Source organism: Aeromonas sp. 602200 (assembly GCF_049173895.1).
GTDB lineage: Bacteria > Pseudomonadota > Gammaproteobacteria > Enterobacterales > Aeromonadaceae > Aeromonas > Aeromonas veronii_A.
Genome location: NZ_JAAKSL010000018.1, coordinates 1 through 13,781 on the forward strand (window position 1 = coordinate 1; position 13,781 = coordinate 13,781).

The window sequence follows — 13,781 nt, forward strand, 5'->3', positions numbered from 1 at the left end:
GAGCGGGAAACGAGACTCGAACTCGCGACCCCGACCTTGGCAAGGTCGTGCTCTACCAACTGAGCTATTCCCGCAACTACCTTAAAACAGGCCGTACAGCATTTGGTTGCTTGCGCTACTGTACGGGAGCCGAATTATAAGAGCAGTCATTCCAATTGCAAGGGCTTTTTTGTCTGGTTGCGCGCGTTCGCTCAAAAGCTGGCCGAACTGTCGATTTTAGCAGCCAGCACATGACAAACCCTTGCCGGGGAATCAGATCTTGAAGACGTGGCTGCGATAGAACTGCAGCTCGGCGATGGATTCGCGGATATCGTCCAGCGCCTGGTGGGTGCCGCTCTTCTTGAACTGATCCAGCAGTTCCGGCTGCCAGCGGCGTACCAGCTCCTTGATGGTGCTGACGTCGACATTGCGGTAGTGGAAGAAGGCTTCCAGCTCGGCCATGTGCTTGACCATGAAGCGGCGATCCTGACCGATGCTGTTGCCGCACAGCGGGCTGGTGCGCTCCGGCACCCACTGGCGAATGAACGCGAGGGTCTCGGCAACGGCTTTCGCTTCGTCGTGCTGGCTCGCCTTGACCCGGGCCACCAGACCGCTCTTGGTATGGGTGTTGACGTTCCAGTCGTCCATCTTGGCCAGCTCTTCATCACTCTGATGAATGGCGATGACCGGCCCTTCGGCCAGTACGTTCAGATCCTTGTCGGTGACGATGGTGGCAATCTCCAGTACCACGTTCTCTTCGGGGTCGAGACCCGTCATCTCCATGTCGATCCATACCAGGTTCTGCGCGCTGACTGTCATGATTGCTCTCTCTATTGGGAGGAATGGCGGAATTTTGCCAATTTGCATGTATCATACTGGCTTTGGATCTGTTCATAAACTGGCGAATCGAGTGGCAAAGAAAGCAAAACTCAATCTGGGTCAACAAAGGCGCGTCCAGGCCAACCGCGAACGGCGGCTGCAAAAAGAGCACACCACAGTGGTGGATGACACCCTGTTTGGCCCCGCCATCGAAGGGGTGGTGATCAGTCGTTTTGGTCAGCACGCAGACGTGGAAGCGGTCGATGGCACCATCCACCGCAGCAACCTGCGGCGCAGCAGCATCAGCAGTCTGGTGTGTGGCGACAAGGTGGTGTGGCGTCCCGGCCTCAATGCCGCGACAGCGGGCGTCATCGAGGCGGTGCATCCGCGCCACTCGGTACTGACCCGGCCGGACTTCTACGACGGGGTCAAACCTATCGCCGCCAACATCGACCAGATCATCATCGTCTCGGCGGTGATGCCCGAGTTCTCCACCAACATCGTCGACCGCTATCTGGTGGCCGCCGAGGATGTGGAGATCCGCCCCCTCATCGTGCTGAACAAGGTCGATATGCTCGATGATGCCGCCAGAGCGCGCATCGAAAGCCAGCTCGAAACCTACCGCAAACTCAATTACGAGGTGCTGCTGGTGAGCTGCGAGAGCGGCGAAGGGCTGGATGAACTCAAGGCAGCCCTGACCGACAAGATCAGCATCTTCGTCGGCCAGTCCGGGGTGGGCAAGTCGTCGCTCACCAACGCCCTGATGCCGGGACTGGATGTACTGACCGGCGAGATCTCCGAAAACTCGGGGCTCGGCCAGCACACCACCACCACGGCGCGGCTCTACCACTTCCCGAGCGGTGGCGATCTCATCGACTCCCCCGGGATCCGCGAGTTCGCCCTCTGGCATCTGGAAGCCGACCGCATCACCTGGTGCTTCGTCGAATTCCGCGACTACCTGGGTGGCTGCAAGTTCCGCGACTGTACCCACAAGGACGATCCCGGCTGTGCCCTGCGCGCCGCGGTCGAGGCGGGCGCCATCAGCGCCGATCGCTTCCACAACTATCACCGCATCCTGGAAACCATGCAGGAAGCCCGTCACGGTCGCCAGCAAGCGCGCCTGTGACCCTCATAAACCTACGTTGATGATGAACATGAGCATTACTGACAACCTGAAAATTGCCGGTCAATACTGTCTGCCCAAGCACGCCCTCTCCCGTCTGATCGGCAAGTTTGCCGCCGCCGAAGCGGGCAACATCACCACCAAGGTGATCGAGGCTTTTATCAAGCAGTACCAGGTCGACATGAGCGAGGCGCTGCACGAGAGCCCGGCCCACTACAAGAGCTTCAACGAGTTCTTCACCCGCGAGCTCAAGCCCGGTATCCGCCCCGTGGTAGAGGATGCCATGACTCTGGCGCTGCCGGTGGATGGCACCGTCAGCCAGCTCGGTCCGATCCAGCAGGGTCGCATCATCCAGGCCAAGGGCCACGACTACAGCGCCCGCGAACTGCTGGGCGGCTATGAAGATCTGGTGGCGCCGTTCAAAGATGGCGACTTTGCCACCATCTATCTGGCGCCCAAGGATTATCACCGCATCCACATGCCGCTGGACGGTGTGCTGGAGAGCATGGTGTTCGTGCCGGGGGATCTCTTCTCCGTCAACCCGCTCACCGCCGAGAACGTGCCCAACCTGTTTGCCCGCAACGAGCGGGTGGTCGCCACCTTCCGCACTCCGCACGGCCCGATGGCGCTGGTGCTGGTCGGTGCCACTATCGTGGCCAGCATCGAGACCATCTGGGCCGGCAACATTGCGCCGACCAAAGAGAAGAAGGTGGTGCGCTGGGACTACAGCGGCGACGAGGCCATTACCCTGCAAAAAGGCGCCGAGATGGGCCTGTTCAAGCTGGGCAGCACCGTGGTCTGCCTGTTTGGCCCGGGCATGCTGGCCGGTTTCGAACCCCATCTGGCCAACGGGGTCACTACCCGCATGGGTCAGCCCTTTGCCAAGCTGGCGGAGCAGGCATGAGCGAGCAACCGAACGCCTCGCAGAAGAACAACCCGCTGCACGGGCTGACACTGGAAGCCATCGTCACCGCGCTGGTCGAACACTACGGCTGGGAAGAGCTGGGGCAGCAGATCAATATCCGCTGCTTCACCGATAATCCCAGCATCAAGTCCAGCCTGAAGTTCTTGCGCAAGACCCCCTGGGCTCGGGAGAAGGTCGAAAGCCTCTACCTCTACGTCCAGCGCAAGCAAGCCAAATCGAAGAAGGAAGGGCAAGATGGCCTTTAAGATTACGTACACCTATAAAAAACAGGCCAAAGAGATCGGCTACGCGAACGACAAGTTCCGCAGCATCTACGACGCCATCGCCGCTGCCGAAGGGCTGGACCTCACCAGTTTTCACGCCATGGAGGCCCAGCTGGCTCAGGTTTGTCGCCGTGACAAGAAAAGCGTGAAGGATTACCAGGAGAACTACTTCAAAGAGTTGGGATTCTCCAACATCGTCATCGAACGGGATCTTCAGGAGTAACCATGCGCACCTTGACCCTGATGGCCGCCTCTCTGCTGCTGGCGGCATGCAGTACACCGGAACAACATCTGGTGGGCAGCGATCGCGACAGCCACGGCTGTATCGGCAGTGCGGGCTATCAGTGGTCAGCGCTGACTGGCAAATGTGTGCGCCTGTTTGATGAAGGTATCCGGCTCAATCCAACCGATGCCAGCCAGACCAGCAGCGCCTTCGTGATGTTCAATGCCGACCAGACGCAGGCCGAATTGCATCTGCCAAGCGGCGAGCAGCACCTGCTGACCCGTCAAGGTGCGGAGGGCAACTGGTCGTGGCAGGGCAGCGGCTACACCCTCTTTATCTGGAAGGGTTATGTGCTCAAGCACGGTGACAAGGCGCTCTATCACGGGGAATAACCCCGTGCGATAGCGCACTGCGTGGTATCGGCACGATACCCGCGAAAAAAATGCCGACCCTGTGGTCGGCATTTTTGTTTTTGCAACAGCCTGTTATCAGGCACGGCTGAGGTAATCGGCCTGTCCCACCCACTTGTAGCTGGTGAGCTCGGTCAACCCCATGGGGCCACGGGCATGCAGCATCTGGGTCGACACCGCCACTTCAGCGCCCAGACCAAACTGGCCACCATCGGTGAAACGGGTGGAGGCGTTGACATAGACAGCCGCCGAACCGGCGCCATTGACGAAACGCTCGGCGTTGGCCAGATCGTTGGTCAGGATGGCATCGGAGTGGCCGGCGTTGTGCTCGCGCATATGGGCCAGCGCTTCGTTGACGTCTGCCACTAGCTTGACCCCCAGGGTCAGCCCGAGCCACTCGGTATCGAAATCCTCCGGCCCTGCCTCGCACAGGTTGTCGGCACCCGCCAGCAGCGCCATGGCGTTGGGCGCAGCCACCAGCGTCACCTTGCGCTCGTTCATCAGCGTCACCAGCTGCGGCAGGAAGGTGGCAGCCACCTTCTCGTGCACCAGCAGGGTATCGAGGGCATTGCAGGCGGAGGGGCGTTGCACCTTGGCGTTGTCGATAACCGCCAGAGAGCGCACCAGATCGGCGCTCTCGTCGACGAAGATGTGGCTGATGCCGAAACCGCCGATGATGACCGGAATCGAGCTGTTCTCCTTGCACATCTTGTGCAAGCCGGCACCACCGCGGGGAATGATCATGTCCACATAACGGTCGAGGCGCAGCAACTCGCCGACCAGCGCCCGATCCGGGTTGTCGATGTACTGCACCGCCGCTTCGGGCAGACCGGAGGCCGCCAAGGCATGCTGGATCACCCGCACCAGTTCCAGATTGGAGTGGAAAGTCTCGCGCCCGCCACGCAATATGCTGGCGTTGCCAGTCTTGAGGCAGAGGCTGGCGATATCGATGGTGACGTTGGGGCGCGCCTCGTAGATGACACCGATAACCCCAATGGGCACCCGACGACGGGAGAGTCGCAGGCCATTTTCCAGCACCCGGCTATCCATTTCGGCGCCGACCGGATCGTCCAGCGTGATCACCTTGCGCACATCCGCCACAATCCCGGCCAGCCGGGCCGGATTGAGCAGCAGGCGATCCAGCATCGCCTCTGACAAGCCCGCCTCACGACCAGCCGCAATATCCTTGTCGTTGGCAGCAAGGATCTGTTCACTGCGCGCCTCAAGCTCATCGGCAATGGCGGCCAGCGCCCGATTCTTCTGCGCCGTGCTGATGGTAGCCAGCTGATAGGCGGCTTCACGGGCCGCCTGCCCCATTTTCTCCAGACTCATCTCGGTTCCCTTTGTTCATGCTGTGCCGCCCTGATTAGAGCAGCACCATATCGTCTCGATGGATGGCTACTGAACCATATCCATAGCCCAGTACCTGCTCAATCTGATCCGAGTGGACGCCACGCAACTTCTCCAGCTCCAGATGGTCGTAACGGCAGATGCCACGCGCCAACTCGGCGCCTTTGGGATCAAGAATGCGCACCACATCGCCCCGAATGAAATCGCCCTTGACCGCGACAATCCCCTTGGGCAGCAGGCTGGAGCCTTTATCCTTCATGGCGGCGACAGCCCCCTGATCCACATGGACTTCGCCGTGAGGGGGCGGGCCTGCCAGGATCCAGCTCTTGCGCCCTTCTAGCGGGGACGCCAGCGCCGGGAACAGGGTGCCAATCCGCTCACCCTTGGCAAGACGGCCAATCACCTCCGGCATCTGGCCGGTCGCGATCACCACGTTGACACCAGCTCGACGCGCCACATCGGCGGCCTGCAACTTGGTAGCCATGCCGCCGGTGCCAAGGCCGCTGACACTGTCACCCGCCAACGAGCGCAGGGTATCGTCGATGGTCTGCACCTCTTCAATGAGCTGGGCATCGGGATTGGTACGCGGATCGGCGGTAAACAGCCCCTTCTGGTCTGTCAGCAGGATCAGCAGATCCGCATCCGCCAGAATGGCGGCCCGTGCGGAGAGGTTGTCGTTGTCGCCGACCTTGATCTCGGCGGTCGCCACCGCATCGTTTTCGTTGATCACCGGAATAATGCGGTGATCGAGCAGGGTGCGCATGGTGTCGCGGGCGTTGAGGTAGCGCTCCCGATCTTCCAGATCGGCGCGGGTCAGCAGCATCTGGCCGATATGCAGACCGTAGAGGTTGAACAGATCTTGCCATACCCGAATAAGCTGGGTCTGACCAACCGCCGCCAGCATCTGCTTGTTGGGCAGGGTTGGCGCCAGTGGCGGGTGGCCCAGATGTTCACGCCCGGCGGCGATAGCTCCTGATGTGACGACCACGACCCGATGGCCGTGACGGTGCAAGGCCGCACACTGTCTGACCAGCTCGACCATATGGGCACGATTGAGCTGGGAAGACCCCCCTGTGAGCACGCTGGTGCCCAACTTGACGACTATGGTTCTGTTTTCCATGGGAGCATAAAGGCTAAAAAGTAAGGAATATCTTTATACCCACGGCCATGGAGCCCTGCAAGGCAATTCCATAAAGGGTGATGAAAGGATGGGGCAAGAGTCTCCCTGCGAGCTCGTCACAACCTCTCGCAGGGCATCAGAGGCTCAGGCAGCCGTTACACTCAACTCGTTGGTCACCTGTTCGGCAGGCACTAGCTGACACTCGAGCGAGGCCAGTTTGTCACTGATCAATTTGTAGAAACGGTTGAGGGTCCGTTCCACCTCGACCTGGTGCTTCTTGGGGATCGGCTTGTCGAGCCACTCGCCATCGGCATTGTACAATCCGAACTGGTAATGGTAGCGGAACAGATGATCCTCCTGCTCCAGCACCAGCCACCAACCCCAGAACTCCCGCTTGTCTGGCGCCGGTTTGGCACTGACACAAACGGAAAGACTGTCGAAACGGTAACGCCCCTCTTCACAGAGATCCTCACGCAAATAGGGGCCAATGGCAGCAAACTGTCTCAGCAGTCGCTTGTAGGTCACTCTTTCAGACATGTTAACCTCCCTGTTAAACAAGCCGCGCCACCTCGGGATGGCGTCAGTCCTTCAGCGCATCAGATACATAGATGCTGTTTCAGCCACTCGACGATTTCGTCCAGCGCCTTGTCATACACCTCAAGCAAGGGCTGCTTGTCGAAGACGATGGCCTTGCCGTTACGACTGGCCGCCGCCAATGCCCGTACATCCTGCTCGGGACAAATAAAATCTCGCTTGTGTCCAATACTCAATATCGGCACAGAGGTGCGAGTCCCCAGTAATCCCTGCGTTTTCAGTGAAAATACCTGACACTTGGTACGCATGGTATCCCAATGAGCCGCATCAGCGCCCAACCGGTTGGCCAGGCTGTCCCGCATCATGCGCGGGCACTTGGCAAACAACTCCTGATTGGTAAACACCTGATTGACCCCGGCCCCGACACAGACCACGGTTTTGAGCTTGAATGGCTCGATAAAGGCCAGACGTGCCGCCACATTGCCTGCCAATCGCATACCGACCATAGCGATACGCTGATGATCGACCCAGGCCACTTCGGAGAGATAGTGCAGCACAGCCTGATGAAGGCGGCTGGTATCCTGTACCAATGGCCAATGCTCGGCATACCCGATGCCCGGCATGTCGAGGGAGAGCATACCGATGCCGTTGGGCTCGAGTCGCTTGAGATAGAAGTTGAGGAAATCGAGCTGCAGAGAGTCGATCCCCCCGCTGATGATCACCAGAGGCACCGGTTTGTCGGTGGTCGGCAGGTGGAGATAACCCTGAATATGCTTGCCGCGAAAGGGCACCTGGATCTCTTTGAGCGGCACCTTGAACAACCGGCCCGCCTCGCGATAGGCCATATTGCCAAGCAGCTGGGCCTGATCCGCCAGTTCATCATCCTTGAGATGGGGATAGCTGGCGATGGAGTAGTAGCGCACCGCCTTGAGCAGCTGTTTCAAGGCGCCAGCTGCATCCCCCTGCTCACGCAGTTCGCGCCCAAGCTTGAAGTAGTTACCAGCCACCTGGCTCCACTCATAGATCCAGTTGCCAGGCACATAGCCCTTGATGGTATCGAGATAGCAGTCATGGGTGCGTTCACCGGTCGCCATGGCGATGCGGGCCAGAGTCTGCTCAACCTCGACCGGGTCGGCCCCCTGCCAGGCCCAGGAGGGGCGGCGCAGCAGGCGATACCAGCTCTTTGACATGGAGCCGTCGATAAACATCTCGTCTGACTCTGCTTCGGCAATGTCCGCCGGGCTGGAGTTGGAGATCTCGGAAGTTTCCAGCACCTTCTTGACCCGGGTAAACAGCTTTTCGGTCAGGTTTAGGTCTTCGTTCAAGTCCAAGATAGTGTCCCATTCATATCAGGCAATAGCTCATCTTAACCACTTTTACTGCCCATCAGCCACCCTGCAACAGATTGATACACAAAAAAACAGGGCTCCAAATTGGAGCCCTGTGAAACCATTATTGCCGGTCGCGACCAATGGACGCAGTGAGCGTCACATCCCGCTCCCGTTACTTTTCGTCGCAGATCGGTGTGGCGAACTCCAGTGCCATATCCCACGGCTGTTCGATCCAGGTATCCTGCGGGATCGCCACTTCGAAATCGTCCAGCAGCGCTTCGCCCATCGGCTTGGCGAAAATCGCGATGAACTTGGCTTTCGGGTAGAGCTCGCGGATCGCCTTGGCGGTAGTGCCGGTGTCGACCAGATCTTCCACCACCAGCCAGCCTTCGCCGTCACCAGCGGTGGTGGCAGCCTTCACGACCACCAGCTCTCGCTGGCTGTCATGGTCATAGCTGGAGATGCAGAGGGTTTCCACATTACGAATGCCAAGTTCACGGGCCATCAGGGCTGCGGGCACCAGGCCACCACGGCTGACTGCGATGATACCTTTCCACTGGCTGACAGGCAGCTGACGACGGGCCAGACGGCGAGCTTCACGTTGCAGGTTGTCCCACGACACATAGAACTTTTTCGGCATGTTATCGATCTCGAATAGTTATTTAAAAACAATCACTTAAAATAACAACATCCGCAATTATCCCTGCGGATGCCAGTAAATGGCGGCCCTTGCCCGACTGAATTCAGATTGCACTTCGGCTGCCTCAGGGCTAAGCCTCGGCAGCAAATCTGATAACAATGGAAGCAAGATGGGCTTATCCGGCGATCGGTTAGATGATGTGTCCAAACCGCGGACAGGCTGTTGGGCCGATATGATAGCACCGTTTGCAGAGAAAATGCCTGGCAAACGTATGCCAAAAACAGGAAAAATCGGCATCACCCTCTCCATTCGGCCCATCTCGAGCGCCAAACGACTAACCTGCCGTCCCTGCTGCCGAGTCCAAATGGGCTGTGCGGCAAATCGCAGATAAAAAAATAGCAGGGGGGAGGATTTACCTCACGCACCTGCTGCTTTCTCGCCTCTGCCTGGTTGGGCAGCTCGTCTTAGCGACGAGTGACGAAGGGGTTAGGGTAGCTGAAACCCTGGGTATACAAAGAAGGGGCAAACCAATAGGTTGAGTTGCTGCCTGGCATATTGAAACTCCTGATTGCTTAACAAGTTACGTACCTTTATGCGGGCTCAAATCCTTGAACGAACACTCGGTTCCATGGAGGCGCACTTGCTTTGCTTCGGTTCCCTGGAGGCTTTCATCGTCATCCTGACGGGTGGCGAACCACGGGAGCTAATTTACCAGTCGGTGCGTTAAATTCAATATTTTTGTGAGATCGGTCACACATTTTCTTTTCTATCGTTCAGCGTCGTCCGAACCTGACGATCGTACTGCCTGGTTGCCATCAGCCAGCACAAGCTGCCTGCGATTTGCGCTGATTGCTCACATTTTTGTGTGATTGACTGTATTATCGTTATCCTCTTCCCCGGCCCGCTGATGGGGCCCTGTTAATTCCGTGCTGGTAAGGAGTCCCGACGTGGCACAGCTTAGCTCTCTCTCTCCCAAACTGATTTGGCATTTCTTCGAACAGATCTGCTCCATTCCCCACCCTTCCAAACATGAAGCCAAACTGAGCGCCTGGATCATCCAATGGGCTCAAGGGGAAGGTCTGGCGGTCAAGCAGGACAAGGTCGGCAACATCATCATCAAGAAACCGGCCACCCCGGGGATGGAAAACCGCAAAGCCGTGGTACTGCAGGCCCACATCGACATGGTGCCGCAGGCCAACGCCGACACCAAACACGACTTCGCGACCGATCCCATCGATGCCTATATAGATGGCGAGTGGGTCACTGCCCGTGGCACCACCCTGGGTGCCGACAACGGCATCGGCATGGCCGGTTGCCTGGCTGTGCTGGCTGACAAGACCATCAAGCACGGTCCGCTGGAAGTGCTGCTGACCACAGACGAAGAGACCGGCATGACCGGCGCCTTCGGTCTGGAAGCCGGCTGGCTGGATGGCGAAATTCTGCTCAACACCGACTCTGAAGAGGATGGCGAGGTCTATATGGGCTGCGCTGGCGGTGTGGATGCCAATATCCGCTTCCCGCTCGAGCTGGTTGATGCCAGCGAAGGCGAAGCGTTCGAACTGGTCGTAAAAGGACTGCGCGGCGGTCACTCCGGTTGCGATATCCATCGCGGCCGTGGCAACGCCAACAAGCTGCTGGTGCGTCTGCTCAAAGCAGCCGAGCCGCTGGATGTTCGTCTGGCCGAGATCCACGGCGGCACTCTGCGCAACGCCATCCCGCGCGAAGCCCGTGCCACCCTGCTGGTGCCTGCTGCCAGCGTGAACGAGTTCAAGGCGCTGGTTGACCGCTACACCGGGATCTACCAGACCGAACTGGCCGCCACCGAGCCGAACCTGACCGTACTGGTCAACAGCGCCGCCAAACCGGCCAAGCTGATGAGCGTCTCCCTGCAACTGCGCCTGCTGGATGCCCTGATGGCCTGCCCGAACGGCGTGATGCGCATGAGCGATGCCATGCCCGGCGTGACCGAAACCTCTACCAACCTGGGGGTCATCAAGACTCAGGATGGCGAAGTGTACGTCCAGTGCCTGATCCGCTCCCTGATTGACTCCGGCCGCGAGAGCATCGAGCAGATGACCCGCTCCCTGTTTACCCTCGCAGGCGCCAGCTGCGAATTCACCGGTGCCTATCCGGGTTGGGCGCCGAACGTGGACTCCCCCGTCATGGCGCTGGTACGCAACAGCTACCAGACCTTGTTCGGTACCATGCCCAGCGTCATGGTGATCCACGCCGGTCTCGAGTGCGGTCTGTTCAAGAGCGCCTATCCGGAGTGGGACATGGTCTCCTTCGGCCCAACCATCCGCGGAGCCCACTCCCCTGACGAGAAGGTACATATCCCGGCGGTCGAACGTTTCTGGCAACTGCTGGTGCACGTGCTGGAAGCGATTCCGGCCAAGTAAGCCAGCCCGGATAAAACAACAAAACAAAGCCCCGCACTGCTGCGGGGCTTTTTATTGTCTGTTACAGCCAGATTTTGGCGCTTAACGGATGCCGCGGGCCTCGCGGATCCACTCCCAGGCTTGCTGGATCTCCTGGGTCTTCTCCTTGGCCATCTCCATCATCTCCGGCGGCAGCCCTTTGGCGGCCAGCTTGTCCGGATGATGCTTGCTCATCTCCTTGCGGTAGGCGCGCTTGATATCCTGATCGCTGTCGCTCTCGCTCACCCCCAGCAACTGGTAGGCATTCTTGAGGCGATCCGCAGAGGGTGCCGCCTGCCGATACTGCTGGCCACCGGAATGGCCTCCCTGATACTGGCCATGAGCCTGATTGAAGAAGTTCATCTGCGCTTCGGCCATCGCCAGAATTCGGGCCAACTCGATGCGGCTGAAGCCCAGCTCGTCGGCAATGGTGTGCAGAATGGCGCGCTCGCCCTCCTCTACCCGCCCGTCGGCAAAGGCAGCCTGCAGTTGTACCTCGAGGAAGAAGCGCAGAATGTCGCGCTGCCCCAAACTGGCACGGCGGAACTCAGCCAGGGTCTCGCGCAGCGGGAAGTCAGCCTCCTTACCGAGACGAAACGACTCCTGCGCCCGGGCACGCTGTTCGCCCGCCAGCCGCATACGATCCATCAGGTTGGAGGCAACCCGGATCTCCTGCTCGGTCACCTGACCGCTGGACTTGGCAATGTGGCCCATCACCGAGAAGGTGGCGTGGAAGAAGACGGCTTGCTGCGCCTGACTCGGGCCGCGACGAAACGCCCCCTGCAGCCCCATGCCACGGTCGAAACGGTGGCCTATCCACAGGCCAATCAGGGCGCCGATAATATTGCCGAGCAGAAAACCGAAGAAGGCGCCCAGCACCTTACCCCAAATACGCATGGTTCAAGACCTCTTGAAGTTAATGAGTGCGGGCCTGGAGCTGGTCATCCAGCTCGCGCAGTCGGTCGACCGTGCCGATATCACGCCACTCGCCAGCGAGAAGGCTGCCGCCCACCCGCCCTTGCGCCATCCAGTCACGGAGCAGGGGCGCCAGCTTGCGGGCGCCGCCAGCGAGACCGGCAAAGGCCGCCGGATCATATAGCCCGACCCCACTGAAGGTAAACGCTGGCGTATCCATCACTCGCCCGGCTTGCAGGGCAAAGTCCCCGCTCGGGTGTTGGGGCGGGTTGGGCACCAGCCAGAGGTGGGCCAAGTCATCGCCAAGGGGCTGGCTGACCAGAGTGCGATAATCGAGCTCGAGCCAGGTATCGCCGTTGATCACCAAAAAGGGTTCAGAGCCCAGCAGTGGCAGCGCCTGCACGATGCCGCCCGCGGTCTCCAGCGCGCTCTCCTCGGCCGACCAGTGGATGGTCACACCAAGCGCACTGCCATCACCAAGGCTCTCGACCAGCTTGTGGCCGAGCCAGGCGTGGTTGATCACCAGCTCGGTCACGCCAGCTGACTTCAACTTTTCGATATGGTGGACGATGAGCGGTTTGCCCCCCACCGCCAGCAGCGGCTTGGGCAACAGGTCGGTCAGCGGGCGCATCCGCTCGCCACGGCCAGCGGCCAGGATCATCGCTTTCATGGTTTCACTCCAGCGTTGGCGATCCCTGGCAACACCACCTGCTCCAGCCACTGACCAAAACGGGCCAGTACCGGATAGGCGCCACCGTGAGTGCGACAGACATCCACCACATAGCCGAGGGTGCGGGGAATATCCTTGAGATAACCGGACTTGCCGTCGCGATGATAGAGCCGGGTGAAGATCCCCGCCGCTTTCAGGTGGCGCTGCATGCCGGTCAGGTCGGCACCACGGCGGAAACTGGCATAATCGAGTTCACCAAGCAGCCCCGCCTGTTGCAGGGTGGCAAAACCGTGGCGCATCCCTTCATCGATCACCTCATCCGGCCAGCGCACGTAGCAATCTTTGAGCAGGGAGACCAGGTCATAGCTCAGGGGCCCGATCACCATGTCCTGAAAATCGATGATGGCCAGCCGGCTGCTCTCGGGGGTATCTCCGCCACATACCATCAGGTTGCGACTGTGGAAATCTCTATGCATCACCCCCTGCGGCTGGGCCAGATTGCAGGCAGTGAGGCAAGCGAAGGTCTCGTCCAGCAGTTGCTGCTCTTCATGGCTCAGGCTCAGTTGCAGATGATGGCCAAGCAGCCACTCGGGGAAAATGCTGTTCTCCCGCGCCATAAATGCCGCATCGAAGGGTTCAAGCGCCAGTTCAACCGCCCCTAGGCGGGGCAGCAAATCAATCGCCTTGCCATACCAGGCCAGTACGTTGTGTTCGTTCAGGCAGCTGATCAGCTGAGTATCGCCCAGGTCACTCACCGCCAGCAGACCCTGTTCGTAGTCCACCGCCTTGACCTCTGGCGCCAACAGCTGACGCGCCTGCAAGGCGGCCGCGTTACGAACAAACTCATGATTTTTTTCGGTTTTCGGATTGGCATCCACCCAAACCAGACCACCACCACGAGAGTAGCGGCGGAAGCTGGCATCACCGGAAATGAGGGTCAACTGAAGATTGGCATCACCGGAAATACGGCGTGCCCACTGCAATAGCAGGGAATCGCGATCGTGCATAAGTAGAGGACCAAGGTGGAAAGCAGCACTTGGCTGTTAGCCCTGGCCGCAATAA

15 protein-coding genes and 1 tRNA gene are annotated in these 13,781 nt (G+C 59.5%); 6 read left to right on the plus strand and 10 right to left on the minus strand.

Annotation, left to right across the window (positions count from 1 at the left end):
* Position 1: 1 nt before the first annotated feature.
* Positions 2–74: transfer RNA gene (locus tag G5221_RS18025), tRNA-Gly, on the minus strand.
* A gap of 178 nt (positions 75–252) precedes the next feature.
* Positions 253–798: an oligoribonuclease gene (gene orn, locus G5221_RS18030; RefSeq protein ID WP_236296062.1), complete on the minus strand. Its 546-nt coding sequence runs from the start codon at positions 796–798 to the stop codon at positions 253–255.
* A 91-nt stretch (positions 799–889) separates the two neighbouring features.
* Between orn and rsgA the strand changes: the two genes are divergently transcribed.
* The 5 genes from rsgA to G5221_RS18055 are packed head-to-tail and all read left to right on the plus strand — an operon-like array spanning position 890 to position 3,724.
* On the plus strand, positions 890–1,924 hold the full coding sequence (gene rsgA, locus G5221_RS18035; protein WP_421263668.1) for a small ribosomal subunit biogenesis GTPase RsgA: 1,035 nt from the start codon (positions 890–892) through the stop codon (positions 1,922–1,924).
* A 28-nt stretch (positions 1,925–1,952) separates the two neighbouring features.
* Positions 1,953–2,825 (plus strand): archaetidylserine decarboxylase, encoded by an 873-nt coding sequence (gene asd, locus G5221_RS18040; protein ID WP_162516305.1) that lies wholly within the window; start codon positions 1,953–1,955, stop codon positions 2,823–2,825.
* The gene (locus G5221_RS18045; protein WP_005349372.1) at positions 2,822–3,091 is read left to right on the plus strand and encodes a VF530 family DNA-binding protein; all 270 of its coding nucleotides are present in this window, start codon (positions 2,822–2,824) and stop codon (positions 3,089–3,091) included. The genes asd and G5221_RS18045 overlap by 4 nt, the downstream gene beginning before the upstream one ends.
* Positions 3,081–3,332, plus strand: a complete 252-nt coding sequence (locus tag G5221_RS18050) for a DUF2960 domain-containing protein (protein ID WP_005338984.1) — start codon at positions 3,081–3,083, stop codon at positions 3,330–3,332. Before G5221_RS18045 ends, G5221_RS18050 begins: the two co-directional genes overlap by 11 nt.
* A gap of 2 nt (positions 3,333–3,334) precedes the next feature.
* Complete coding sequence (locus G5221_RS18055; protein WP_005358367.1) at positions 3,335–3,724, plus strand: hypothetical protein; 390 nt, start codon at positions 3,335–3,337, stop codon at positions 3,722–3,724.
* A gap of 96 nt (positions 3,725–3,820) precedes the next feature.
* Here G5221_RS18055 and G5221_RS18060 read toward each other — a convergent pair whose 3' ends face one another.
* From G5221_RS18060 to gpt, 5 genes are all read right to left on the minus strand, one after another.
* The gene (locus G5221_RS18060) at positions 3,821–5,074 is read right to left on the minus strand and encodes a glutamate-5-semialdehyde dehydrogenase (protein WP_335812859.1); all 1,254 of its coding nucleotides are present in this window, start codon (positions 5,072–5,074) and stop codon (positions 3,821–3,823) included.
* Between the two features lie 34 nt (positions 5,075–5,108).
* Positions 5,109–6,212 (minus strand): glutamate 5-kinase, encoded by a 1,104-nt coding sequence (gene proB / locus G5221_RS18065; RefSeq protein WP_042080580.1) that lies wholly within the window; start codon positions 6,210–6,212, stop codon positions 5,109–5,111.
* A gap of 144 nt (positions 6,213–6,356) precedes the next feature.
* A complete protein-coding gene (gene crl / locus G5221_RS18070; RefSeq protein ID WP_216952944.1) occupies positions 6,357–6,749 on the minus strand; it encodes a sigma factor-binding protein Crl in 393 nt (130 codons plus the stop codon).
* A gap of 59 nt (positions 6,750–6,808) precedes the next feature.
* Positions 6,809–8,077: an esterase FrsA gene (gene frsA / locus G5221_RS18075; RefSeq protein ID WP_266135373.1), complete on the minus strand. Its 1,269-nt coding sequence runs from the start codon at positions 8,075–8,077 to the stop codon at positions 6,809–6,811.
* 172 nt (positions 8,078–8,249) lie between these two features.
* Positions 8,250–8,717, minus strand: a complete 468-nt coding sequence (gpt, locus tag G5221_RS18080; RefSeq protein WP_005339007.1) for a xanthine phosphoribosyltransferase — start codon at positions 8,715–8,717, stop codon at positions 8,250–8,252.
* 947 nt (positions 8,718–9,664) lie between these two features.
* On the opposite strand from gpt, the gene G5221_RS18085 reads away from it, so the two are divergent.
* Entirely contained in the window at positions 9,665–11,116 is a 1,452-nt protein-coding gene (locus G5221_RS18085) for an aminoacyl-histidine dipeptidase (protein ID WP_266135374.1), read from the plus strand.
* Positions 11,117–11,197: 81 nt separating this feature from the next.
* Here G5221_RS18085 and djlA read toward each other — a convergent pair whose 3' ends face one another.
* From djlA to G5221_RS18100, 3 genes are read right to left on the minus strand one after another with little or no spacing between them, the layout of a single operon-like run.
* Positions 11,198–12,031: a co-chaperone DjlA gene (djlA, locus tag G5221_RS18090; RefSeq protein ID WP_120414852.1), complete on the minus strand. Its 834-nt coding sequence runs from the start codon at positions 12,029–12,031 to the stop codon at positions 11,198–11,200.
* 19 nt (positions 12,032–12,050) lie between these two features.
* Positions 12,051–12,719, minus strand: a complete 669-nt coding sequence (gene murU, locus G5221_RS18095; protein ID WP_266135375.1) for an N-acetylmuramate alpha-1-phosphate uridylyltransferase MurU — start codon at positions 12,717–12,719, stop codon at positions 12,051–12,053.
* Positions 12,716–13,726, minus strand: a complete 1,011-nt coding sequence (locus G5221_RS18100; protein ID WP_266135376.1) for an aminoglycoside phosphotransferase family protein — start codon at positions 13,724–13,726, stop codon at positions 12,716–12,718. The genes murU and G5221_RS18100 overlap by 4 nt, the downstream gene beginning before the upstream one ends.
* Between the last annotated feature and the right edge of the window lie 55 nt (positions 13,727–13,781).